The following is a 21,500-nucleotide window of genomic DNA, read 5'->3' as shown; positions in this document are numbered from 1 at the left end:
TCGTGCAGGCCGACCCGGTGCACTGGCCGGTCCGGGTGGGGACCGTGCCGCCGCTGGCCTCAGCTTTCCCTCCGGCGGCACGGTCTACTTCGGCGGTGCGCAGTTTGAAGCCGTCGTCCGTACTCGGATACCGCTCCTGGACCAGCCGCAGACAGAGGTAGTACCAGTCCGTACGCCGCAGGCCAGGCCGTGTAAGGAAACCGCCCCGGACGCCCCGGCCCCGTGTCGCCCCTGCCTGCCAGTCTGTGGGCAGTCTCCCCCGCGCGGCCGGGAGCGCTAGGATCCAGCACTTCCTGAGGTTCCGACGGACTGAATGAGGTAGGCCCTGAGCACTCAGTGGGGCAGGCGCGTCTGCAGGAGCACCAGGTACGGGGACGGGCTGATGCCGGCGCTGCCACGGAAGGGATGGCTCAGAGCCGCAATGGTGAAGAGGATCAGGCTTGCGGGGACGGCGACAACTCCGGCGATCAGCCAGTGGGCCGCCCGCGTCCTGACGGGCAGGAACCACGTGAGGGCGATCGTGATCAGTACCCCGATCGTGAGTACTGCCGAGAGTAGCCCGGGAATGGATTCACCGGTCGCCGAGATTCTTTCACGCCGCGCGTCGATGAAGACTTGGAACGCCGACACCGTGCTGGACAGAAGGATGCCCTCCGCAGCGGTACCCGGTCTGAATGAGAAGAGGGTCTGCTGCATACTCGACACGATCTTGATGGCACCGGTCGGCGTCTTCCCTCGGCGTTGCTCGGGCCAGGAGGTGTACACGACGTACCTGGTGTAGGAGGCAATTTCCTTCTGCAACTCACCGCGAGTGGGCTGAGGGAATTCCGACACCCCTCGATAGAGCACAGCGATGGCCGAGGCTTCCGCCGATACCTTGTTGCGGGCGTCCGCGTAGTTGCCGACCGTCGTGATGGCCGCCAACGCGAGCAGAAGCGCGAAGAAGGTGACGCAAATTTGCAGCGCCAGTGTGACCATCTCACGCCAAGTGCTCTCCTGACCCAACATCCTTGCGCCCAGGGGGCGGAACAGGAACACACCCAGCGCGGAGAACAGCACGAAGGCGGCAACGAACACCGGTCCCGTCAGTGGATATGGGGCCGAGTAGATCAGCTCGAACATGCACTCCCGTTTCCCTTGTGCCTTTAGCCACATCCTGGCAGAAATGACCCCTACATATGGTGCAGGCCGGGCGCGTCGAAGAGGCCGTTTGGCGGGGCGCACGGCGGTGTGCCTGTGGTGCTGTTGCGGGTGGCGGACGGCGGACGGTCCGGGCGGAGGTGTGCGCCGGTGTCCGGGGGCAGGACGGCTCGTACCCAGCGACTGAAATCAGACGCCGGAGCCATTGAGGGCCAAGCGCCGGTCATCGTCTCGCGTGCGTGTGAAAGGGGCGGAGCGCGGCGGCTCGAGGTGATGTGGGAGAAGGAGGTGAGAGGCTGTTTTCGTGATGGAGGGGGCTGGTGGGGTTCAGGGTCGGTCGGTTTGTGCCGGAAGGTATGCGCGTGTGGAGCGGGAGAGGCGGTTCCTGCTGGCCGGACCGCCGGCGCGGTCAAGGGTGACGGTCGCCCGTGTGATCACCGACCGGTATCTGGTGGGGACACGTCTGCGGCTGCGGCGTGCAGATTTTCCGGGCGGCGGTTGCGAGCTCAAGCTCACTCAGAAGGTGCCGGTCCCTCGTCCGGGCGGTGTTCAGGGCCTGGTCACCAGTACGTACTTGTCGCCGGCCGAGTACGAGCTGCTCGCCTCGCTGCCGGCCGCGGTGGTGTGCAAGACGCGTTTGAGCGTGCCTCCGTTGGGCGTCGATGTCTTCGAGGGTCTCCTGCAGGGCCTGGTCCTGGCGGAGGCCGAGTTCGCCACCGAGGAGGAGGCGCTGTCCTTCGTTCCTCCTGCGGGGTGCGTGGCAGAGGTGACCTACGATGTCGCTTCACCGGAGGGCGTCTCGTCGAGGCCTCTCGCGAGGAAATGCTCGGGTGGTTGACCGAGTACGGGCTCGGTCCGCAGTGACATCAAGGGGACGGCGCTCTCTCCACCCGCCGCAAGCCCCGACGGCGCGAGCGTCGAGATGCGTTTCGAACCGTGAGTACACGGTGGTGGGCCTCGCCCGGTGACCTCTGATGCGGGGCGGCTGTGGGGCCTTGCCGACCGTACGCCCCGGATGGGTGGGGCGGCAGTGTCTGCGTGGCTGTGCGCCTCGCCGGAAGCCTCGAGCGCTCTGCCCGGCTTCGGCGTGGCGCCGGGGGGCCGTTGCCGATGCTGATGCATATGCCATTTTGCTGTTGCCGGGTGAGTAGCATCCGGCAGCAACAACCGCGGTGTCAGGAGAGCGAGCTGCCATGTCGGCCGAGTCGGGCACCACCGCCCTGAAGGACCAGTACGCGGCCAGGGTGCTGCGGACCTGGAGGCCAACACCCGGGAGCAGGCACGTATCGGCGAGCAGCTGCGGGTGCTGCGGGTCCGGCTGGCCGCTCTGGAGGGCGATCACGCCCTGCTGGTGTGCGTGCACGGGACCCTGACCGGTGAGTCCGCCCCGTCGGCGCCGTCGGCTGCACCGGGGTCGGTGGGCAGTGGTGGGCCCGGGGCGGCGAACCCTGCCGCGCCGGTTCCCCGGGCGCGGGCGACCAGGTCGGCAGCACAGCGGGCACAGACCGGAAGAAGAGGGCAGCGGCCGGGTCCCAGGCGGTGCCCGCGGTGCGGGGCAGCGCATCCACGCTGCGCGGGCTGGTCAAGGGCTGTTCGCCCGGCACGAGCAGCCCCGCACGGTCCGCGAGGTGATCGCCGAGCTCGCCACGGCGCACCCCCACCGCGAAGAGCCGGGTTTCCAGGTGGTGCGCAACACACTCGAAGCGCTCGTCGCGAAGGGTTTCCTGGACCGCGAACGCAGGCAGGGCTCGGTCTCCTACACCCTCGGCAGCAACGGTGCCCGCCGTCGCGGTCGAAGCCGACGCCACCGCAGTGCCCGCATAGAAGCCATACCATCACAGGCCGCCGGGAACGGCCCGGTTGCCGGGCCCCGCGCGGCCCACCCCGTGCCGGTGCAGGTGCCGCGAGGCCCCGAAAATTGGGGGCGGATGCCAGGAACCCCATGTCAGGGCACCCGCGTCCGTCCTACCCCCACGACAGTCCTTCCACCCTACCCAGCCCAATGCCGCCCCATCCGGCTCTGTGGGAGGTCCCTGGGCGCAGCTGGGATCGGAGGGATCAAGTGGTTGGTACCGGGTGTCGGCGGCCGCCCCTGCGTCAGCGCCCGTGGCCGGTGCCACCCGAGCCGGGTCATCTTCTGCTTGCGAGCCGGGCCGGTCAGGGCTGGAGGATCCGCGAGTGCCAGCGCAGCGCGTAGTCCAGGCAGTTGGCGCAGTCTTTCGCCCGGTGTGTACAGGTGGGCAGGCGGGTGTTGCGGCGGCGTGGGCCGTAGGACCAGGCTAGGGAGGTCGGCGGAGGTGAGCTGGTCGGCGTACCGGGTCAGGCCCTTTGGATTTGACGCCGATTCACTGCCCAACAGAACTGTCGGACCGCCGACTCGTTGAGCTATCCGAGTGAGGGTGGCGAGGGGGGCAAGTGCAGCGAGTCGATCATTGGGTTCCAGACGGCTGGATCCTCGACTTTCACGACTTACATCGGGAACTCGTGTCCCTTGAGTCCCTGGCTCTGGGGGTGGCGGCCGTTCTTGAGTTAGCCCGGGTTCGGTTGACGAGATCCCGTCCGACCACTTCGATCGGGCGGGATTTCGTGGCTTCGGGGCTTGCTGGTGGTCGTCGCCCGGGCTGTGGTGGGTGCACACCGCGCACCGGCCGGTCGAAGTGGGAGCCGGGACACGCGGGTGGCATGCCCCACGCACGGGATCGCGCGAACGGTGGCGTGTACGCCGGTGTGAGTAATCCGGGAGCGAGGTTTCCCGTGTACGGCGTCATGCGCCGACGCTATGCTCAGGCGGCCTTTTCGGCAACCCCCCGACGAACGTCCCGATCCAAATGAACCCTAGGGGGTCATAATGCCTGGCAACACCATCGTCCCCGGGCAGGAGGCGGAACAGCGCGGTCACATCGCTGAGCGCACTTTCCAGGACATGCTCGAATGGTGGCTGACCGGCAGCGGAGCGCCGCAGATCTCACAGATAGTGCCGGACACCCAGAAGGTGGATTTTCGGATCACCGTTCCCTCGCTCTGGAAGAACTCCGAGAACATCACCCTGGAATGGCAGGTGAAATCCACCGCACGGTTGGAGTTCGTCGACAAAAGCCCGCTCGGCGGCCGTTGCATCAAACTCGGCGTCAAACGCCGCGATCTGGAGAGTCTGTTCGAGTTCAGCCGAAGCGGCTCGCCGCTGATGCTGGCGCTCGCGGTGCAGCGGGACCGTTCCCAGCGGCCGAACGACCTGCTGATGGTGTCGCCCTTCGAGCGCTTCCACTGGTGGGGCCTCGACCTGAACCAGTACTTCAGCCGCACGGACTGGAGATCCCGCGCCGAGGCCATCTACATACCGGAACAGAACCGGCTCAACCTCGCCACGTTCTCGCTGCTGTGGGGAGCGCGCTGGGTGGCGGACTACTTCTCCTCGCTGTCCGGACCCGAACTACTGATGCTGCCGGAATTGAGCCGGCTCATCCCGCACTTCTTCCATCCGCAGCGGAGCGTGGACGCCATCGGGGAGAGGGGCTGGTCGCTGCTGGAGCAGCGATTACCCCGGTTCCGCAGGGAGTTCGACCCACCAACCTTCTCGAAGATCTCCTTCCAGACCGGACTTGCGGCCGGGCTCGGTGTGATCAGGCACCGGATGTACGAGGCGGCACACTGCCTCGACGTGGTACGGAACTACTGCCCCGAATCCCTCTTCGGCACCGCGAACCTCTGGCTGTTCTCCTCCTGCTACCACCATTTCATGCGGACCTCCGGAGAGATCGGCAACGGGCGCGACGACTATTTCAGCCAGCGGCTCCTCCCCTTGCCCTCGGAGGACATCCGCGATGTGCCGCTCATCATGCTGGCCACCCTGTGGCACGTCCTGCTGGTCTACCGGACCCTGCACACGGAGGTACGCCTCGTGCAGCGCCCGAGCAGCCATGCCGGGGACGACTTCAGCTACTACGGCGGTGGCATCGGGTACTTTCCCTGGTTCACGCTGTCGGGCGACCGGGCGGACTGGGTGATCGAGATCGGGAGCACACACGCCCTGGCGGACAATCTCGATTTCATCAACGCGCGCGAGCGGGAATCCTGGCTCGACGCGAACCACACCGAGGCGGACGCGGCGCGGGTGTTCCACATCCCCCGGGAGCAATTACGGCTGCCAGGATCGTGCCCGCAGTTCATGTTCCCGCGGGAGTCGCTGTTCGTCCGTTATCCGAGAGAACTCTTTATTGCTCAACCGGATCGGCTGTTGGTGCACGGAACCCATCCGAAAGGAACTTCATGACCAGGGAAACCCCCGCCGACGTCCGCAGGAACCAGGTCGTCTCCTCCCTCATCCCCGCCCTCGATCTCCGTCCGTTCATCGACGGCGGATTCCGGGATCCCGTGAGCAGCGCGGAGCTCACCGACCTCGACCCCACGACGGAGCGGACCCTCGCCGTGCTGCCGACCGCGGGTCCCCGCGACGTCGACGCCGCCGTGGGCGCTGCCCGCACCGCCTTCGACGAGGGGCCCTGGCCCCGCATGACCGCCCAGGAGCGGGCTGACACGCTGGAGCGGTTCGCCGCCCTGATCGAGCGGGACGCCGAGCGCCTGTCCCTGCTGGAGGCGACGGACACCGGCAAGCGCCTCGCGGGGGTGCGCGGGTGGGATGTGCCCCAGTCGCTGGAGGTGTACCGGTACTACGCCCGCGCGGCCCTGGAACGGGAGCCGTCAACCCAGCCGGACGTTGGCACGGCGCGTGTCGTCGTATGCGCCGTGCCGGTCGGGGTGTGTGCGGCGATCACCCCGTGGAACTTCCCGTTCGCCTGTATCTCGTGGAAGATCGCCCCGGCCCTCGCCGCTGGCTGCACGGTAGTCGTCAAGCCGCCCGAGCGGGCCCCCTTGTCCGCTCAGGCCTTAGCGGCGCTCGCGACCGAGGCGGGGTTCCCGCCGGGTGTGTTCAACGTGGTCACCGGCGTCGGTGATGTCGCGGGGCGGGCGCTGGCCGCCGACCCCCGGGTCGACAAAATCACCTTCACCGGATCGGTGGACACTGCCCGGTCCATCGTGGCCGGTTCCACCAGCCGGATGCCCCGCCTCACCCTCGAACTGGGTGGGAAGGGCGCAAATGTCGTCATGGCGGACTGCGACCTGGACGCCGCCGTGGCCGGGACGATCGACGCCATGTTCGACGTCGCGGGGCAGAACTGCTGTGCCGGGAGCCGGACTTACGTCCAGCGGGACATCTACGAAGACTTCCTCGCCCGGCTGGTCACGGCCGCGGAGTCGCGGCGCCTCGGCGACCCACTCGACGAGGCGACCCAGCAGGGGCCGCAAATCGACCGGCAGCACTTCGAGCGCATCGACGGCTATGTCAAGGGTGCCCTGAAGGAGGGTGCAAGCTGTGCCACGGGCGGGGGCGGAGCGGACTTGGGCGGCCTGTTCTACGCGCCGACGATCCTGACCGGCGCCACCCGCGGCATGCGGATCACCCGGGAGGAGGTCTTCGGCCCCGTCGGCTGCATCTACCCCGTCGACGGTCCGGACGATGCCATCGCAGCGGCCAACGACACGGACTACGGCCTGTCCACGTCCGTATGGACGTCGGACGAGAGTTTCGCCGACAGGTTCATCCGTGAGGTCCGCGTGGGAACGTGCTGGGTCAACTGCTTCGGTTATTTCGCCATCGAAGTGCCGTGGGGCGGCGTGAAGCTCTCGGGGCAGGGGCGGGAACTGGGGCTGAGCGCGCTCGATGAATTTTTGGACGCCAAGGCCGTGTTCCGGATCTGAGTTCTCGGTAGGCCCGGTGAGAGCGCGCTCTCACCGGGCCTCGACGACGTGGGGGGTCAGTGATGCAGCACGCTCTCAACTACCTCGGCCAGTTACGTATCTACTCGTACGTCGACCTGCTTCTGCTCTTTCAGGCCCTGCACGCAGGGCTGCGCGACATGGTGGGCTTGAGCCTTCTCTGGTTCGGATTCCTGATCCATCTCGAGTGGCAGCACCGGGACATGGGGCGGTTGCGGTGGCCCTGGCCGGTCTGGGCGCTGCTGTGGATCGCCGGGGTGGTCCTAGTCGCCGACCCGATGTGTGTGCCCTTCCTCGTGCTGGCCGCGGGCTATTCCCTCAAAAAACGCATCCCGTTCCTGGCGGCTGTGTCGCCGCTGATCAACGCGGGCCTCAAGGTCGCCCTCATCGAGCCCCTGCCCGGTGCCCATGCCAGACAGGTCCTGCTGGTCTTCGTCCTGATGACGATCCGCAACCTCCTGGGTGACGTGCGGGACGCGGCCAAGGACGCGGGCGAGGGGGTCGCATCGATTCCCGTGCGGCTGGGTTACCGAAGGCACACGCCCCTCGTCTACCCCCTCGGCCTCGCGGTCACGTCCGCGGTGTGGGTGGCCATGGCGGGACTACCGTGGTGGGTCTGGTGCTGCGCCCTCGCGGTGCAGGCCCTCACCTATCGGCTGACACCCCGGTGAGCCCCGCCGCCGGGTCACGTCACTCGTCAGACGGATGCTCGCCGACGTAGCGGAAGCGCTGGACAGTGCGGCCGTCGATCACGATTTCCTCCGTGAAGTTGTCGACGGGGCGGATCCAGACCGCCTGCTCTCCGTACCTCGGCGAGGTGAATAGGGCGTGGTAGACGACGACCTGCTCGCCGACGTTCTCCTGCTCCCCGTCCCCGAACACCAGACGACCGAAGCCGTCGACTTGGTACTGGTTGCCGGTGAAGTGCTCGTACACGCCCAGCCTGAAGGGGAGTTGCTCGGCGCCGGAAGTTGAATGGACCTGCTCGGTCCCCTGAGCGCCGGACTGAATGGCCATGGTCTGTCTTCCTCTCATCCGGGGGTTAGTGAGGCGGGCTTGAGTTCCCTGAGGGCGCCGACATAGCCACGGACGTCCTGCAGGGCGGGTACCAGCCCGCTGTCCACGATCTGAGCGGCCATGCTTCGGGTGCGGTACACGGGGGCCGGCCGGGGGTTCTCCTCATAAACGAGGCCGAGGAGTGCGGCGCAACGCTCCGCCACCTCGAAAGCTCCCGGTGCGAGCGGCCCCTCGGCGATGGTGTCGGCGGCCCAGGCGGTGACGCCGAGCCAGGCGTCGGTGAGCATGCTCGCCAAGGCCAGGTTGTGGTGGTAGCAGCCGAGCCAGCGGCTGCGTCCTGCACGCCGGAACCGGTACGGTGCCCAGACCACGCGGGTCCGGGGCAGCCGGTAGAGGACGCCTCCCCCTTGGTGGGTGCGGCCCGGCAGGCTGTGTTCCGCGAGCCGGCGCGGCACCGGACACTCCGTGAGGCGGGCGCGCGTGGCCAGGGCGTGCAGCAGATGGTGCACAGCGCCGCCCTCGGTCGCCCGGCATTCGTCGTCCGTGCAGTCCGGGTCGGCCCGGACGACGGTGACGACGACAAACGGATCGAATTCGGGCTCGCCGATGCCCGTCCCGCCCCGGTGCGTGTGCAACCGCCGCAGCAGCTCGGGGCCGAGGGTGCGCAGCGGGTAGGTCTGGGTGGTGTGCCCGTCTGCCAGCCGGAGCCGCGCGCTCTGATCGATGTCGGCCACACGCTCGGCCAGTCGGCCGGGGTCGAGATCGCCGCTGATCGCCGCCGTGACGGCGACGGAGTTGCCCAGCGGGTGGCACAGGGCGGTCCCGGTCACCACCGTCTCTGCCGTGTCCTGCGCGAGGCGCAGAGGCGGGCGAGGAACTGCCAGCGGGATCTGGGCGCGCCAGAAGCGCCGACTGCTCAGCGAGGCGTAGTCCCGCGAACCAAGCGCTCTGGCCCACACGTTGACTACCTCGTCCACGGCCTCGTTGCGCGGGGGCCATGGACGGGTCAGGGACGGTTCGTCCGTGCTACCGGGCCAGGGGGCGCCGCCCGCGGGAATCACGCCGGTGTTCCCGACGGCGTCGAAGGCGCGGACGTAGTCGGCGGGAAACGTCATCGCGGGTGCCGGGGCCCCATGCGTGGCGCCGTCCAGCAGCCCCGGAGTGGTGACGCTCCACGCATAGGTCAGGCGGAGCTGCTGAACGCGAAGCATTGGCTTGACACCTCCATAAGAGTCCGTATCCTCCACCTTGATTCATCCGACTCCCGTGACGTGGCTCACCGGCGGCCTGGGGTTGCCCAGGTGGGAGGAGGATTCAGGCGTTCGCGCCGGGGGCGGTCCACGGGGCCGCCCTTCCCGGCCCATGTCAGGGCGCCTCCATCCGCAGCAGCGGAGCCGCTGCAACTTCGCCCCGCACCTGTGGGGCGCTCACCTGGACGGGGCCGCGCAGCGCGCCCGGCGCCCACGACAGGTCCACGTCCTTCGCGTGCTGGCGCAGGAAGTCGTGGACCGCCTTGGCCGGTGCTTCGCCGCGCAGCAGTTCCACAAGTCTTCGGTGCACGTCCGGCGCGGCCCCGGCCCGGCAGGTGTAGCGGATCGGGGGCATCAGCCAATAGGGATCTCCTTCGACGGCCGGAGCAGCGTAGACGAAGGCCTGCGCCGGCACCTCGCCGCCGGGCCCGGCGTGGCGGAAGCGCATCTGCGTCCGGGTGAGCCCCTCGCCGGCTCTGGCCAGCCGGCTCAGCGCCTGCCCCGGGCTGTCGGTCAGCTGCGGGGTCCGCAGCCACAGCTGTATGGCAGCCAGGGCGGCGGGCACGGAAAAGGCGACGGCCCCGGCGGCGATCGAGCCGATCCACACCGCGAGGAGATCCTGGGTGTCGTAGCCATCGAGATAGGTTCTCGGCTCCCCGGCGAACCACGAGATCACCCAGAAGAGGGGTACCGCAGCGATAGAGAGCGACGCCGACAGGGCGACGAACTCCATGGCGTTGACGTCCAGTTGCGGTAAGGCGGCCTCGCCCTGCCGGCTGCGCCGTGCGAGGAGGCGGTACGTGGCGAGCAGCAGGAACCCGGGCAGCAGGAGGAACGAGGGGACCCCGATGCCGCTGATGAACTGCGCCTCGCCCAGCACAGCGAACTGAACCCGTTTGCTCAGCGTCAGTGACACCTGGTGCGGCTTGCCCTTGAGGACGTAGCGTCCGTGTACGCTGACGACCACCAGCTTCGGACCCGGCCACAGGCGTCCCTGGGACCGCAGCCGGTAGCGGAGGGTGGCGGTATCGCCAGCCGCCACGCTGCGGACCGGCGCCGGGCGGGACGCGAAATGTGCGTCGCATGCGGTCTGCCGCCAGGCGCACGCCCTGAGTCCGTCCGAGGCCAGGACGTCGACCTTTTGCAGGCTCACCGGCACGGACTGCCGGTTCTGGACCGAGAGCACGAGGTCGACCGGGTGTCCGGAGTCGATGGTGTCCGACGAGGTGAGCAGTTCACCGGCGAGCGGGCTGCCGTCGGCCGCGCTAGCGGCGCCCGGGCCGAGCAGGACGCACAGAACGCCCGCAACCAGCGGCCGCCAAGCCGCCGCGCGCCATAAGTGCGCACGCCGTGAGTCCATGCCTCTCCCCCTCGCCGCATCGGCATGGTAACGGGCCGGGTACGCAGCGCATCCCCGGAACGAGACACCCGTGGGCGAATCCTGGGTCGCCGGTCACCTCACCACGATCCTCCGCGGCCACGCCGCGCGGGCGGCGACCGAGATCAGCACCCAGGCGGATCAGACCGGGCTGCGCGGAACCCGGCGCGAGGGAGCCGACGCCTGCGTCAGCTCCCTTACCGGCCACCTCGCCCTCCGCTACGACACCGCGTTCACCGCAGGCTGGCCGATCGCCACCGGCCCGATCGAAGGCGCCTGCCGCAACTTGATCGGCGACCGCCTCGACACCACCGGCAGCCGCTGGGGAATGGACGGCGCCGAAGCCGTACTCAAGCCCCACGCTCTCATCGACAACGGCGACTTCGACGCCTACGGCGAGCGTTCGCACCTCGCCCGCGAGCACCAGCGCCTCTACCCCACCCCCGACCAGCACAACTACGAACTCACGGGCCTGATCACAAACATCCCTGCAGAGGGAGCCACACCCGAACCAAATGCCCTCTGGCGGTGGTCCTGTGGCGCCCCAGCCACCATCTACGACGCTGGCGGCTCCTGCTACGGGCGCTGTTGTGCGCTGCGATGCCACTTCCATGGCCGCCAGCGGAGCCCGCTGGCGGAGCTTGCGCCGGTGCTTTCCGGCAAGTGCTGGCCTCGCGTCTCGATGAAGTAGGTGTCCTGGTACTCGTCGGTGAGCTGAAGGAGCCCTGCTCGTCGAAGGTGGCGGATGGCGGCATCCACGTCGGCTGCGGACAGTCGGTACAGGCTCTGGAGTTCTTCTCGAGGGGGAAGCAGCTCCCCCCGCTGATAGCGGCCTGCCTCGACGCCCTCGCGCACGTCCTTGATCAAGTGCTCCGGCGTGGGAATAGCGGTCTGTTCCGGGGACACGCCGGGCAGGCCGGCTGACTTCGCCCAGGTTGGCCTCGGATACCTCCGCTCAGGCATGTTCAGGGCCTTCCGTCGGGATCGTGTGTGCGGCCGCTGCTGAGGATCTCGCTGACCTCGAGGGCGGCGGGCACTTTCACGTTGAGCTTTCGAGCGTTGCCGAACAGGGCGTCCTCGCTGCCCATGGGATAGCCGGTGGCGGGATCGAAGAGTACGGAGACGCGCTGGGTGCTGCCGTGCCAGGTCTCGGTCTGGTAGACGGCAATGGCCTGGTGCCCCAGCCATGACGTTGTGCCGACGACACGGACCGACGGGCTCTTGGCCAGGACCCGCAGGGCGGCCGCGCGCAGCCGCGGGCGGACGGGGCCGGGGCGTGAGGCGTAGTCCAGCATGGCGGCCACGCCGTTCATGATGTGTCCGCCGTCCCAGGACACTTTCGCGACCTGGTCCGCGAGGCGGGCGGGGTCGGTGGACAGCGGACCCACTGTGCGCCACGTCGATCTCGGGTTGCCGTGGGATGGTCGTAGACCTGCTCCACGATCAGCCGCCTGCCCAGGGGCTCCCAGGCCAGCATGCCCCAGCCGGAGCCCTGGACGGAGGAGGTGGCGACGGTGAGCTGCTTCTTGAACGCCTCGCCATGACGTTCGGGCGGGGCCGACCCGTCCGCCTCCGGGCTTCGGCACCCTCGGGCGCCGCCCTTCCGGCAGGTGACCGTCTTCTCACCCGGCAACCGCCGGTTCGAACGGGTCGGGTGAAGGACAAACGCGTCCTGGCGCTGGTCAAAGCTTCCTCGGGGAGGAGCGTGCACCGTGACGTCATTCCACCCGGTGCGGGCCGTGCGGGGCGACGCCCAGGCGGACATGGGTGGGAAGTTCGTCCCAACGGGCCGACCGGCGGGCCCGTTCCACAGTTGCGCTCACGTCCTCGAGCACTCGCCCCGGAGTGCTGCCGGAGTCGAGGGTGAGGCCGATCCGGGCCTGCGGGCGATGGGCAGGCCCGCAGAAGCGTGCCTTGGCCCGCCGGACGCCGGGCAGCATGTCGAGGTCTGTGGTGAGGGCGTCTCGCAGCCCATGGTCGTTGACCGCCACGGCTTCCCGCGGAGTGTCTTTGACGACCAGTTTGCGCGGGCGGCGCCGCCGGGCTTGGGACAACAGCCACCACAGGGCGAGCAGCATGATCAGGATCAGGGCGGCGATGACGGTCGGCCACCACCAGCCCTGGTCGAGCCATCGGGTCTGGTCGGCGCGCGGGATCAGGACGTCCTGGGGGGTGGTCAGCGGCCAGCCGGCGGGCGGTGTGAGGTTCCAACGCCGGTAGATGTCGGCACCGCCGGCGAGCACAAGGAGGCCGCCGCCCAGCAGCACGAGGCCGAGCAGGGCCAGAAGAACGCGGTTGGTCCTGGTGTGTTCCCTCATCGTCTGCTCCAGTACTGGTTGGCGGACCCGGTCCTATGCCGTTCAGGTCGGGCTTCGGCGTACGCGGACCGCCGGACGCGGCGGGCGGGCCAGGGCGAGTTGGTCGCGCCCTTCGCGCCGGACGGCATCGGTGAGTTCGTCCTCTACTTCTGCTGTGTCGCGGAAGCGCACGTCGGCTCGGACTTTGACCTGGCGTCGGCGTACCTGGACTCGCGCGGCGCTGATTCCCGGGACACGCATGGCGGCGTCACGCAGGAGCAGCGCCGCACCCTTGCGGTCGAGTACGGCACGCATCGGTCCAGGGCTGTCGGCGGGAACTCGCAGCGGCAGTTGGCGGCGCAGGCCGGGTGTGAGGGCCAGGACGAGCAGCATCAGGCCCAGGGCGGCTGCGACGGCGGCGCCGGTGAGGATCCAGACGTCGTCGACCGGGCGGGTGGCGAACTCGGCGGTCAGGCGCGTCCACCAAGCGGTGGCGCGGTGCCCGGTGCGTGTCCAGACGGCTTCGAAGAGCAGCGCGCCAGCGGCGAGCACGATCAGCGAGGCGGTCACGGCGGCGCAGACCCTGCGCGTTCCCCAAGGACGGTGAGGCGGTTCCTGCGTCGGTGTTCGTCGAGGTGGCGGTTGGGCGGTCGGCGAGTCGTGGGGGCGCGCATTCTCGGCCGGTGCCGCCGTGGTGTCCGGCCGCGGTCGCGGGGATTCGCCGCGGGGGTCCGGCGGGGTGCTCGAATTGCGGAAAGTCATGATCATCCTGTCAAGGCTTGGTGTCTCCGGATCAGTGGACTCGTCCTCGTCGCCGGCTCTCGCCGGGGACGAGTCGCTGGACGGACACAGCGATGTCGTCGATGCGCATGCCGGTCAGGTGAGAGACCCGTTGAGCGATGTAGTGCCGAATCTCGCCGCAGGCGCCGGCGATGTCGACGGGATACGGCAGGTCCAAGGTGACTGCGAGCCGTGCCGAGCCGTCGTGCACGGTGGCCGTGGAGTGGGGCGCGCCCAGGCCCGCGGGAGATTCGCCTCCTTGCCGGCTGAGGGCTTCACGCGTCGCCCGGGCCGTGATGCGGGCCACCACGGTGTCGGGGATCAGCGTCGCGCCGCGCTGGGCGGGCGCCGGGAGGGAGGGAGCGTCCGCAGCCTCGCGTCCTGGGACACCTGGGAGGGCGTGCGACGGGGACCGGGCGTTCACCGCACGCGTCCCCTGTACTCGGTGCGGGAAGCGGGTCCGTAACCGCTCCGGCGGGGTTCGAAGGTCTCGCGGCGCCCGTCACCGCTACGGGAGTGCACGTAATCGGTGACATGCACATCGCCACGCGCCAGGAAGCCGACGATCAGGCCGACCAGACCCAGGGCAGCAACCACGATGAAAGCCCCGAAGCCGCCGAAGTAGCCGGCGAAGCCCAAGGCCAGGCCGGTCAGGAGTCCCGCCACAGTTGTGTTCATCTTCCATTCACCAGTCTTGTGTCGTCGCCTCCTCCGGCGCGTGGTGCCGGCCGCGCGGCCGGGGCGGAGGCTGGGGGTTCACTCCACCCGGTGCTCGCCCTCTTCCCGTTCCTCCTCGTCTCCGGGCACGTCGATGTCGTCGACGGCGACGTTCACCTCGACGACTTCCAGCCCGGTCATGCGTTCCAGGGCCGAGATGACGTTGATGCGGACATCCGAGACGACGTCCGTGATGGGGTAGCCGTAGTCGATGACCACATCGAGGTCCACGGCTGCCTGGTGCTCGCCCACCTCAACGTGCACGCCGCGGGTGACGCTGGGCTGCCCGCCGGGCATCCGCTCCCGGACGCCCCCCATGGTCCGGGCCATTCCGGTGCCGAGGTTGTGGATGCCCGGAACCTCGCGGGTCAGTGTCCCCGCCATCTTCTCCACGACGCTGTCCGCGATCGTGGTCCGCCCGCGGCTCTCCGGTGAGCGGAGGTGGTCCTTCGGGCCTTGCCGTGCCGTTGTCTCGTCGGCAGGTCGGCGCTTTTCAGTGGCAGCCGGGGGGGTCGTGTCCGTCATGACGTTCTCCAGAGCCGGGGTGCGGACACCGGGTCAGCGCCCGTCATAGGATTAGACACAATTAGGTCGAAATCGTCACAGTTGCCGGGGACCCAATTTGCGCAAGCCGGCGATTGGGGCGCCTGGCCGGACTCTTTTCCGGTCCACGAAACACGAATCGCGCGGGAAGCGAACAGTGGGAAGCGAACAGTGGGCACAAAGCAGGGAGAATACTCACAACCTCGGCGTGCGGACCCGTGCCCGCCCACCAGGCCGGCTCCTGCCCCGGTGCAGCGGATCGGCGATACCGCGGACGACCTGGGTGCCCTGGACGACGGGCTGCTGGTCACCCGGGCGGCCGAGGGCGACGACGACGCGTTCGCCGTACTGGTCCACCGGCACAGCTCGGCGCTGCTGGCACTGGCCTACCACATGCTGGACAACCTCTCGGACGCCGAGGAGGCCGTGCAGGAAGCCCTGATCAGCGCATGGCGCAGACTCCCGGAGTTCCGCGGGGACGCGACGTTCCGCACATGGATGTACCGCATCGTAACCAACCGGTGCCTCAACGCCTCACGCGGACACACCCCCTCCGTGCCCCTGGGCGCCGTTGCCGAGCCGGCGGCCCACGATGGCAGTGGCGAACCCGCCCGTGCCGCCGAAAGTGCAGCCGCCACGGCGGCATTGGCCCAAGCGCTCCGCAACCTCCGGCCCGCTCAGCGCGTCTGCTGGGTCCTGCGGGAGCTGCAAGGGCTGTCGTACGAGGAGATCGCGCAGGTGGTGGGCGAGAACCAGCAGACCGTACGCGGCAGGCTGTTTCGAGCACGGCGAACCCTGATGGAGGAGATGGCCTCATGGCGATAGACGACCCGCGTGGCACATCCCCGTGCGACGAGCCGGCCACCTCGCGACGGGACATCGACGCGGCCCGGCTCGTCGGGGACGAACGGCTGCCCTGCGGACGCCTGGTCAGCCACGTCTGGGATCGGGCCCGCGCCGCCGGTGATCAGGCCGACCCACACCAAGCCGACTGCACGTTCTGCCGACAGGCGCTCGAGGGGCTGACAGCCCTGGACAACGCCACCCGCACCCTCCGTGGGGAACGCCCCAGCGCTCACACAGTGGCGGAAAGGGTTGTGCGCGCGGTACGCGCCGAGGTCCGGCTCGGCCGGATGCTGCCCTTGGACGATCCGGCGCGAGAACTGCGGATCGCGCAGACCGCAGTGGCAAAGGTCCTGCGCCGGGCCGCCGACCGCGTCCCCGGGGTGCGCGCCGCGAGCTGCCGTCTGTCCCTCGACCAAAGCAACACCGAGGTGACCATCGCCATGACCCTCGCCACCACCCTCGATCAACCCCTCCCCCCTCGGGCCGCCGAAGTGCGCCGGGCCGTCGCGTACGCCGCCAGAGAAGAGCTCGGCCTGGCCGTGAGCGGCATCGACCTGAAAATCGTGTCCGTACTGGAACCGCTGAAGTCCACAGCTTCTGCTGAACCCGCGCCACAGAACGGACGCGGACGGTGACCGCCGTCGACACGACGGGCGTCGAGCGGGCTGCCGCCCAGGCGGCACTGGCGGTTGCCGGGGTGGCTGAACTGCAGCCCAGCCTCCGCCAGTGCCTGGCCGACGCCGCCATCCGGGCCCGGCAGGCTCTCGGCTCCTGCGCACCACCCCCCGAGGCCGGCATCCGCGCCGAATACACTCCCCGAACCGGTGCCTGGCACGTCGAAGTCCGCTGCGCAGTCAACGACGACCGCCGCGCACTGGACATCGCACGCGACGTCCACGACTACGTCAGAGCGGCGGTCAGTCCACATGTGACCCGCAACGCCATCCAGGGACCCGTCACCATCGTCGTCAGCGTCACCCGTATCACCGGCCGTCGCCCATCACTCAATCCCGGGACCACCGACCTGTGACGCCGACGGCCCCCACCAAGCGTCGACGACGGTGGCACAGCGCTCGTAGCAGCAGGCGGGGCGCTGCCGCCCGCGGCCAGCCGCGCGGGCCCTCAAGCCGCGGCGGGGTCAGTTGCCGCCCGTCTCCTTGCGGTCCTCCTCGGTCCATTTGCGGGTGTCGCGTGGCTGGACGTAGGGCTCCTCCCGCTCGGGGTGGCCGCCGGCGATCGCCCGCTCGCGGGCCATCTCGGCGTCGAATTCCAGCCCCAGCAGGATGGCCAGATTGGTGATCCACAGCCACACGGATGGCTGCACCCCGGAGGCCGAGGGCCGGGCCGCGTTCCGGTGCAGCCCCGGCCCGCCACACCTCCCGGCTGGCCGGGCCACCTACCGCACGAATTCGACGTGAGCAGTTTCGGTTGATGACGGCAGTCCCGGCCACGGCAGTGCCTTTCGGCCTCGTACTTCCCGGCCGGAATTGTCAGAACCCACCCCCTGAGCGGAGGCCCACCCCGACAGTGCGGGTGGCACGGTTTCCGTGGGGGACCTTGGCCCGGCCCCCGGCACTCAAGTGCCGTCCGGCTCCCTGGGCGGCTGCTGGGCGGCCAGCCGCTCAAGCGCTTCGGCGAGCGCGGCCTGACCGGTCATCAGTGTGCCCACCACCTCGGCGGCAGTCGCAGGGGGCGGCCCTGCTCGAGCTGCGTCTCCCGCAGGGCGTTGAGGGTCTGGGTCTGGGCGCCCATGGTGGTGCACATTTCGGCGATGTCGCGGTCGGCCATGCCGACCGGGGTGCGCGTGGCCGCGTTCTCCTCGCGCGGCCGGTCCACCTCGCCCTCCAGGGCCTCCGGCCGCCGGCGCAGCTCCTCCAGGTCGCTCATGCGGTCATCCTCTCGAGGCGCGGCCCCTCCCAGATAGCGGGCGGAGGCGGGATTGCGACGGGGAGCGGCGGGAGCCCGCGCGGCTGGAGCGGGGGTCGGCCGCTCTCTGGCTTCGGCGGTCGGCTCCCGCACGTCACCCGGTGTTCGCGGGCACAGCTCGCGGACCGGGCCCCCGGTGGCGGCGGGGCCGACCGTCTGAGAGGTTGAAAACAACGAGAGGTTGTAAAACAGCGGCAGCGGTCCTGCCGTGATTGGAGGAGGACGTGAGATGGCTGAGGACCCGATGGCGGAGATGACGGGCCGGATGTCACCGGAGAACCGGAAGTGGGTGGAGCAACTGCCCAGTGACCAAAAGCGCCGGCTGATGCAGAAGTGGCAGAATGAAGGCGGGCGTACCGGCATCGGCAGCGTAGGTACCGAGACCAACGACGCGGACGCGGACGCCGTGGTCGAGGAATTTCGAAAGAAGTAGCGGGCGGTCAGCCTCGGTTCCTGGCCGAAGCCGGCATCGCTCCGACCCGGGCAACTGCAGTTCGTGACCTTGGCGGTTCACAGGTCATGTGATCGCCGTGGCGGTGGTCTCATACCAGCGGCGGTCGCAGGTGGCTGCGCGGTGCTGGTGGCGGCGTCGCCAGCGTGACGGTGCAGCACGTGCGCGAGATCGCAGGTGAGGCCGACATCTCCCCCGGGCCTCGTGCCGGTCCCGCTTCCGCCTGCCACGAGTGCGGCGAACGGGCGAACTCCCGGGTGGGCCGGGCGGGCTGGGGATGAGGGAAGCAGGCTTCCGGCGTGCAGGGAAGGGACGCCCTGGTCGGTCTGTCCCTCACGGATGGCTGCATCCCGGAGGTTGAGGGCCGGGGCCGCATTCGGGTGCGGCCCCGACCCGCCACAGGCGGGGCAGGAAGGTGTGTCGGCTGTGTGACGTGCCCGCCGGACGGCGGTGATGCCGGTACTTTGTGCCGTTGTGACCATGGAACCGGCGATCAGGGCGGCCGTCCGCGATGCCCGGGCGCAACTGGCCTCGGGGACCTGGCAAGTGACCGAAGCCGACCGCGCGTCGGTCCGGGAACTGCTCACCGTGCTGGGAAAGCTGCCCGACGCACAGCGAGCCGCACTGCCGCTGGCAGCGCGGCTGGAACAGCTGCGCGAGGCGGTGGCCGCCACGGCCGTGGCGTCGGCGAGTTCCAGCGGACAGCTCGCCTGGTTCCTCGGCAAGTGCATCACCGCCTTCACCCCCGTCACCCACTGGGAGGCCGAACCCGGTGGGACCGGCCGGGCCTACGGCAGCACCGTCCCGACGCCGGACCAGGTCACCGACGCCGAACGCGCCTTCACCCTGCTGCGCGCCCTGCTGGCCACCGCACACCACCAGCTTTGAACTCCGGGGGCTGGACCCTCGCGCGCCGGGTGCCCAGCACTGTGCGTGCTCCACCCGGCCGCAGCGGCCCCGGTCCAGTGCCGCGCAGCCGGGGCGAGGACAGCTGCGTCGGCGCAACTTCGCATACAGCCTGCCTTGCGCCGTCCCGCCTGCCGATGGGAGATCTTCCGTGGCTGATCACAGTCCTGATGCCGCTTACCCTGCACGCGGTGGCCGCGCTGCCACCGGGTGCCTGCCCGCTGCTCACCCACGTCACCGGGGTACGCCTGTGCCGCAGCGCGGACCGACGCCGGGAGAGCCGAGGGAGAACACGTCCGCCCCCGGCCCCACCTTGGGTGCGGCGGTGAACTGCTCCGGCGCCATGAACGGAGGCGTCCCCACCACCTGGCCTGTCTGGGTCAAGGAGTTGCCGTCCACGGCCCGCGCCACACCGAAGTCGATCAAGCATGGGCCGTCCTCGGTCAGCAGCACATTGGTCGGCTTCAGGTCACGATGGACCACACCGGTACGGTGGATGTCCTGCAGGGCCCTGGACAGCCCGAGAGCCAGGACGCGCAGCTCTTCCTCCGCCATGGGGCCGTCGTCACGCACGCGGACCGATAACGAGACACCCGGAACGAACAGTGTCGCCAGCCACGGCAGCGGCGCGTACGGATCCGCGTCCACCATCGGTGCGGTGCAGGCGCTGTGGACCATGCGGGCAGCAGCCGCTTCCAGCTCGAACCGGGCCCGGAACTGCGAATCCTGCGTCCACTCCTGACCTATCACCTTCAGCGCGACCCGTTCGGCCGTGCTGGACCGGGCAAGGTAGACCACCCCATCCCGCCGCTCCCCAGACGCCGCTCCAGGGTGTAGCCGCCCACAGACGTGGGATCACCGGCCAGTAACGTCACCGATCGCCTCCTTGAAGCCCGCCCCGTCACCTGCTGCGTTCACGCTCCCGCACCCTGCCGCGGTTGCACCACACCCCGCAGCAGCACCCCTGCCCGTCACAAGCGCAGTGACGACGCGAAGGCACCCAACAAGCCTGAGCTCCACCGCCCTGTCCCAGTGCCGTCGCCCAGATCGTGGAGCTGTGCGGCATCCTGCCGCTGGCCATCGCCCTGCTCGGCGGCCGCTTCGGCCACCACCCCCACTGGGACGTGTCCCAGTACGCCGAGGAGTTCGCCGCAACCCGCGACCGGCTCAGTGAACTCGCTGCCGACGACCGGGCGGTGGCGGCAGCCTTCGACATGTCCTACAGCGCCATGCCGCCCCAGCGGCAGCGCCTCTTCCGCTACCTCGGCCTGCACCCCGGACCCGACACCGACGCCTACGCCACCGCCGCCCTGACCGGTATCCCTCTCCCCAAGCACGCCGGAACTGGAAGCCCTCTACAACAGCCACCTCATCGACTCCCCCGCCACCGGCCGCTACCGCCTCCATGACCTCATCCGCACCTACGCCCAAACCCTCACCACCGGACACGACCCGGCCGAGGACCGCGACGCCGCCACCGGGCGCCTGCTGGACTACTACCAGCACACCGCCGAAACAGCCGACCACCACCTCACCGACACCCCCCGCCCCACACCCCGGCCCGCCGATACGGCCCCCGCCGCCAAACCCGTCCTGTCCACCCACCGGCAGGCCCTGGCCTGGATGCGCGCCGAACGCGCCAACCTCACCGCCTGCACCCACCACAGCCACGCCACCGCACATCACCGCCGAGCCATCCGCCTCACCGCTGCCCTGGCCGCCTTCCTGCGCCAGCAAGTCCCCTGGAACGAAGCCATCACCCTCCACCAGACCGCCGCCGTCACCGCACACCACACCGGTGATCGTCTCGGGGAAGCCGACGCCTTGCAGGATCTGGGCCGGGCACGGGCCGCGACCGCGGAGTACTCGGCGGCGGCCGACCTGCTCCAGCGGTCTCTGACCCTGTTCCGGGAAGTGGGCGACGCCCAGGGGAAAGCCGAGGCGCTCAACAGCACTGGTGCTTTCCTGGCCGCGTCCACAGAGCCGGGGCAGGCACTTTCCGTGTACCGGGCAGCCCTGCGCCTTGCACACCAGGTACAAAGCCCCCTTGACGAAGCCCACGCTCTCGAAGGAACCGCCCGCTGCCAGGCGAGCACCGGCGACCACCACACCGCCTTAGCCGACCTCCGCCAAGCGGTGAGCATCTGCCAGCGCATCGGCGCTGCGGAAGCACCCCGCTGCCGCCGAATACCTGGCGGTTCTGGAAATCGAGCCCGAGGCGGACCATGTGGATGCCCAGGAGTGAGCCGTCGGGCCGCCGCCCACCGCGGGGCGCGGCCCGACGCTGCCTGCCGGGATGACCTGCCGCCTGGGCGTGCCGGGATGTCGAATGCACTCGGATTGGCTGATTAGTGATCATCCGATGGAGTGACTGGCGGATGGGTGAATACCGTCCGGGGCAGGACACCTGCGGCCGCAGTCGGTGACGTTGAAACCGCAAGGAGTCACACATGTCCATGGTCCAGACCGGAACG

23 protein-coding genes and 3 pseudogenes are annotated in these 21,500 nt (G+C 69.4%); 11 read left to right on the top strand and 15 right to left on the bottom strand.

Going from position 1 to position 21,500, the window contains the following annotated elements:
- Positions 1 to 333: 333 nt before the first annotated feature.
- A complete protein-coding gene (locus IEY86_RS32790; RefSeq protein ID WP_189135551.1) occupies positions 334 to 1,122 on the bottom strand; it encodes a bestrophin-like domain in 789 nt (262 codons plus the stop codon).
- Between the two features lie 382 nt (positions 1,123 to 1,504).
- Here IEY86_RS32790 and IEY86_RS32785 point away from each other — a divergent pair, with 382 nt between their 5' ends.
- Positions 1,505 to 1,978 carry a CYTH domain-containing protein gene (locus tag IEY86_RS32785; RefSeq protein ID WP_229698975.1) on the top strand — a complete coding sequence of 158 codons (474 nt, stop codon included), beginning with the start codon at positions 1,505 to 1,507 and terminating at the stop codon, positions 1,976 to 1,978.
- A gap of 1,319 nt (positions 1,979 to 3,297) precedes the next feature.
- On the opposite strand, the pseudogene IEY86_RS38540 reads toward IEY86_RS32785, so the two are convergent.
- Positions 3,298 to 3,414: pseudogene (locus tag IEY86_RS38540) on the bottom strand (deazapurine DNA modification protein DpdA family protein); the annotation flags it as partial.
- A 700-nt stretch (positions 3,415 to 4,114) separates the two neighbouring features.
- Here IEY86_RS38540 and IEY86_RS32780 point away from each other — a divergent pair.
- The 3 genes from IEY86_RS32780 to IEY86_RS32770 all read left to right on the top strand — a co-directional run bounded on the left by IEY86_RS32780 (position 4,115) and on the right by IEY86_RS32770 (position 7,586).
- Positions 4,115 to 5,410, top strand: coding sequence for a hypothetical protein (locus IEY86_RS32780; protein ID WP_189135550.1), 1,296 nt, complete (start codon positions 4,115 to 4,117; stop codon positions 5,408 to 5,410).
- Positions 5,407 to 6,897 (top strand): aldehyde dehydrogenase family protein, encoded by a 1,491-nt coding sequence (locus IEY86_RS32775; RefSeq protein ID WP_189135549.1) that lies wholly within the window; start codon positions 5,407 to 5,409, stop codon positions 6,895 to 6,897. The genes IEY86_RS32780 and IEY86_RS32775 overlap by 4 nt, the downstream gene beginning before the upstream one ends.
- A 62-nt stretch (positions 6,898 to 6,959) precedes the next feature.
- A complete protein-coding gene (locus IEY86_RS32770) occupies positions 6,960 to 7,586 on the top strand; it encodes a hypothetical protein (RefSeq protein WP_189135548.1) in 627 nt (208 codons plus the stop codon).
- 19 nt (positions 7,587 to 7,605) lie between these two features.
- On the opposite strand, the gene IEY86_RS32765 is transcribed toward IEY86_RS32770, so the two are convergent.
- The 3 genes from IEY86_RS32765 to IEY86_RS32755 all read right to left on the bottom strand — a co-directional run bounded on the left by IEY86_RS32765 (position 7,606) and on the right by IEY86_RS32755 (position 10,542).
- Positions 7,606 to 7,932, bottom strand: a complete 327-nt coding sequence (locus IEY86_RS32765) for a DUF1653 domain-containing protein (RefSeq protein ID WP_189135547.1) — start codon at positions 7,930 to 7,932, stop codon at positions 7,606 to 7,608.
- Between the two features lie 14 nt (positions 7,933 to 7,946).
- Entirely contained in the window at positions 7,947 to 9,143 is a 1,197-nt protein-coding gene (locus tag IEY86_RS32760) for a hypothetical protein (RefSeq protein ID WP_189135546.1), read from the bottom strand.
- A gap of 154 nt (positions 9,144 to 9,297) precedes the next feature.
- Positions 9,298 to 10,542: a hypothetical protein gene (locus tag IEY86_RS32755; protein ID WP_189135545.1), complete on the bottom strand. Its 1,245-nt coding sequence runs from the start codon at positions 10,540 to 10,542 to the stop codon at positions 9,298 to 9,300.
- 70 nt (positions 10,543 to 10,612) lie between these two features.
- On the opposite strand from IEY86_RS32755, the gene IEY86_RS38330 reads away from it, so the two are divergent.
- Positions 10,613 to 11,251 carry a hypothetical protein gene (locus IEY86_RS38330; RefSeq protein ID WP_373287124.1) on the top strand — a complete coding sequence of 213 codons (639 nt, stop codon included), beginning with the start codon at positions 10,613 to 10,615 and terminating at the stop codon, positions 11,249 to 11,251.
- 274 nt (positions 11,252 to 11,525) lie between these two features.
- Here the strand turns inward: IEY86_RS38330 and IEY86_RS32740 are convergent, their stop codons facing one another.
- The 7 genes and pseudogenes from IEY86_RS32740 to IEY86_RS32715 all read right to left on the bottom strand — a co-directional run bounded on the left by IEY86_RS32740 (position 11,526) and on the right by IEY86_RS32715 (position 14,879).
- Positions 11,526 to 11,948, bottom strand: coding sequence for a hypothetical protein (locus IEY86_RS32740; protein ID WP_189135543.1), 423 nt, complete (start codon positions 11,946 to 11,948; stop codon positions 11,526 to 11,528).
- A 32-nt stretch (positions 11,949 to 11,980) separates the two neighbouring features.
- A pseudogene (locus IEY86_RS37120) lies at positions 11,981 to 12,097 on the bottom strand (Fe-Mn family superoxide dismutase); the annotation flags it as partial.
- Positions 12,098 to 12,278: 181 nt separating this feature from the next.
- Positions 12,279 to 12,878: an alkaline shock response membrane anchor protein AmaP gene (gene amaP, locus IEY86_RS32735; protein ID WP_189135542.1), complete on the bottom strand. Its 600-nt coding sequence runs from the start codon at positions 12,876 to 12,878 to the stop codon at positions 12,279 to 12,281.
- Positions 12,879 to 12,920: 42 nt separating this feature from the next.
- Positions 12,921 to 13,427 carry a DUF6286 domain-containing protein gene (locus IEY86_RS32730; protein ID WP_189135541.1) on the bottom strand — a complete coding sequence of 169 codons (507 nt, stop codon included), beginning with the start codon at positions 13,425 to 13,427 and terminating at the stop codon, positions 12,921 to 12,923.
- A 223-nt stretch (positions 13,428 to 13,650) separates the two neighbouring features.
- Positions 13,651 to 14,061, bottom strand: coding sequence for an Asp23/Gls24 family envelope stress response protein (locus tag IEY86_RS32725; protein WP_189135540.1), 411 nt, complete (start codon positions 14,059 to 14,061; stop codon positions 13,651 to 13,653).
- The gene (locus IEY86_RS32720) at positions 14,058 to 14,315 is read right to left on the bottom strand and encodes a hypothetical protein (RefSeq protein WP_308425195.1); all 258 of its coding nucleotides are present in this window, start codon (positions 14,313 to 14,315) and stop codon (positions 14,058 to 14,060) included. The genes IEY86_RS32725 and IEY86_RS32720 overlap by 4 nt, the downstream gene beginning before the upstream one ends.
- Before the next feature lie 78 nt (positions 14,316 to 14,393).
- Positions 14,394 to 14,879, bottom strand: coding sequence for an Asp23/Gls24 family envelope stress response protein (locus IEY86_RS32715; protein WP_189135539.1), 486 nt, complete (start codon positions 14,877 to 14,879; stop codon positions 14,394 to 14,396).
- A gap of 267 nt (positions 14,880 to 15,146) precedes the next feature.
- Here IEY86_RS32715 and IEY86_RS32710 point away from each other — a divergent pair, with 267 nt between their 5' ends.
- From IEY86_RS32710 to IEY86_RS32700, 3 genes are read left to right on the top strand one after another with little or no spacing between them, the layout of a single operon-like run.
- Positions 15,147 to 15,722 (top strand): RNA polymerase sigma factor, encoded by a 576-nt coding sequence (locus IEY86_RS32710; protein WP_229698974.1) that lies wholly within the window; start codon positions 15,147 to 15,149, stop codon positions 15,720 to 15,722.
- On the top strand, positions 15,713 to 16,378 hold the full coding sequence (locus tag IEY86_RS32705) for an Asp23/Gls24 family envelope stress response protein (RefSeq protein ID WP_189135538.1): 666 nt from the start codon (positions 15,713 to 15,715) through the stop codon (positions 16,376 to 16,378). Before IEY86_RS32710 ends, IEY86_RS32705 begins: the two co-directional genes overlap by 10 nt.
- Positions 16,375 to 16,773: a hypothetical protein gene (locus IEY86_RS32700; RefSeq protein WP_189135537.1), complete on the top strand. Its 399-nt coding sequence runs from the start codon at positions 16,375 to 16,377 to the stop codon at positions 16,771 to 16,773. Before IEY86_RS32705 ends, IEY86_RS32700 begins: the two co-directional genes overlap by 4 nt.
- Positions 16,774 to 16,881: 108 nt before the next feature.
- On the opposite strand, the pseudogene IEY86_RS32695 reads toward IEY86_RS32700, so the two are convergent.
- Both IEY86_RS32695 and IEY86_RS32690 read right to left on the bottom strand, forming a co-directional pair.
- Positions 16,882 to 17,055: pseudogene (locus IEY86_RS32695) on the bottom strand (ribonuclease BN); the annotation flags it as partial.
- A gap of 344 nt (positions 17,056 to 17,399) precedes the next feature.
- Positions 17,400 to 17,630, bottom strand: a complete 231-nt coding sequence (locus tag IEY86_RS32690) for a hypothetical protein (protein ID WP_189135536.1) — start codon at positions 17,628 to 17,630, stop codon at positions 17,400 to 17,402.
- A gap of 268 nt (positions 17,631 to 17,898) precedes the next feature.
- Here IEY86_RS32690 and IEY86_RS32685 point away from each other — a divergent pair, with 268 nt between their 5' ends.
- Together IEY86_RS32685 and IEY86_RS32680 are read left to right on the top strand one after the other, a co-directional pair.
- Positions 17,899 to 18,102, top strand: coding sequence for a hypothetical protein (locus IEY86_RS32685; RefSeq protein WP_189135535.1), 204 nt, complete (start codon positions 17,899 to 17,901; stop codon positions 18,100 to 18,102).
- A gap of 498 nt (positions 18,103 to 18,600) precedes the next feature.
- Positions 18,601 to 19,008, top strand: a complete 408-nt coding sequence (locus IEY86_RS32680) for a hypothetical protein (RefSeq protein WP_189135534.1) — start codon at positions 18,601 to 18,603, stop codon at positions 19,006 to 19,008.
- A 252-nt stretch (positions 19,009 to 19,260) separates the two neighbouring features.
- Here the strand turns inward: IEY86_RS32680 and IEY86_RS32675 are convergent, their stop codons facing one another.
- Positions 19,261 to 19,824 (bottom strand): serine/threonine-protein kinase, encoded by a 564-nt coding sequence (locus tag IEY86_RS32675; protein WP_229698973.1) that lies wholly within the window; start codon positions 19,822 to 19,824, stop codon positions 19,261 to 19,263.
- A gap of 251 nt (positions 19,825 to 20,075) precedes the next feature.
- Here IEY86_RS32675 and IEY86_RS32670 point away from each other — a divergent pair, with 251 nt between their 5' ends.
- Positions 20,076 to 20,435, top strand: coding sequence for a hypothetical protein (locus tag IEY86_RS32670; protein WP_189135533.1), 360 nt, complete (start codon positions 20,076 to 20,078; stop codon positions 20,433 to 20,435).
- The last annotated feature ends 1,065 nt before the right edge of the window (positions 20,436 to 21,500 follow it).

Origin of the sequence: Wenjunlia tyrosinilytica, assembly GCF_014646055.1 — a bacterium.
Classification (GTDB): domain Bacteria; phylum Actinomycetota; class Actinomycetes; order Streptomycetales; family Streptomycetaceae; genus Wenjunlia; species Wenjunlia tyrosinilytica.
The sequence above is the reverse complement of the archived record's forward strand: the minus strand, read 5'-3'. Positions and strand labels throughout refer to the sequence as shown.

Coding starts and splice junctions, on each gene's coding strand:
- IEY86_RS32790 (WP_189135551.1), bottom strand. CDS start 1,122: ATGTTCGAGCTGATCTACTCGGCCCCATATCCACTGACGGGACCGGTG.
- IEY86_RS32705 (WP_189135538.1), top strand. CDS start 15,713: ATGGCGATAGACGACCCGCGTGGCACATCCCCGTGCGACGAGCCGGCC.
- IEY86_RS32720 (WP_308425195.1), bottom strand. CDS start 14,315: ATGAACACAACTGTGGCGGGACTCCTGACCGGCCTGGCCTTGGGCTTC.
- IEY86_RS32770 (WP_189135548.1), top strand. CDS start 6,960: ATGCAGCACGCTCTCAACTACCTCGGCCAGTTACGTATCTACTCGTAC.
- IEY86_RS32680 (WP_189135534.1), top strand. CDS start 18,601: ATGGAACCGGCGATCAGGGCGGCCGTCCGCGATGCCCGGGCGCAACTG.
- IEY86_RS32755 (WP_189135545.1), bottom strand. CDS start 10,542: ATGGACTCACGGCGTGCGCACTTATGGCGCGCGGCGGCTTGGCGGCCG.
- IEY86_RS32715 (WP_189135539.1), bottom strand. CDS start 14,879: ATGACGGACACGACCCCCCCGGCTGCCACTGAAAAGCGCCGACCTGCC.
- IEY86_RS32690 (WP_189135536.1), bottom strand. CDS start 17,630: ATGAGCGACCTGGAGGAGCTGCGCCGGCGGCCGGAGGCCCTGGAGGGC.
- IEY86_RS32685 (WP_189135535.1), top strand. CDS start 17,899: ATGGCTGAGGACCCGATGGCGGAGATGACGGGCCGGATGTCACCGGAG.
- amaP (WP_189135542.1), bottom strand. CDS start 12,878: ATGAGGGAACACACCAGGACCAACCGCGTTCTTCTGGCCCTGCTCGGC.
- IEY86_RS32765 (WP_189135547.1), bottom strand. CDS start 7,932: ATGGCCATTCAGTCCGGCGCTCAGGGGACCGAGCAGGTCCATTCAACT.
- IEY86_RS32760 (WP_189135546.1), bottom strand. CDS start 9,143: ATGCTTCGCGTTCAGCAGCTCCGCCTGACCTATGCGTGGAGCGTCACC.
- IEY86_RS32775 (WP_189135549.1), top strand. CDS start 5,407: ATGACCAGGGAAACCCCCGCCGACGTCCGCAGGAACCAGGTCGTCTCC.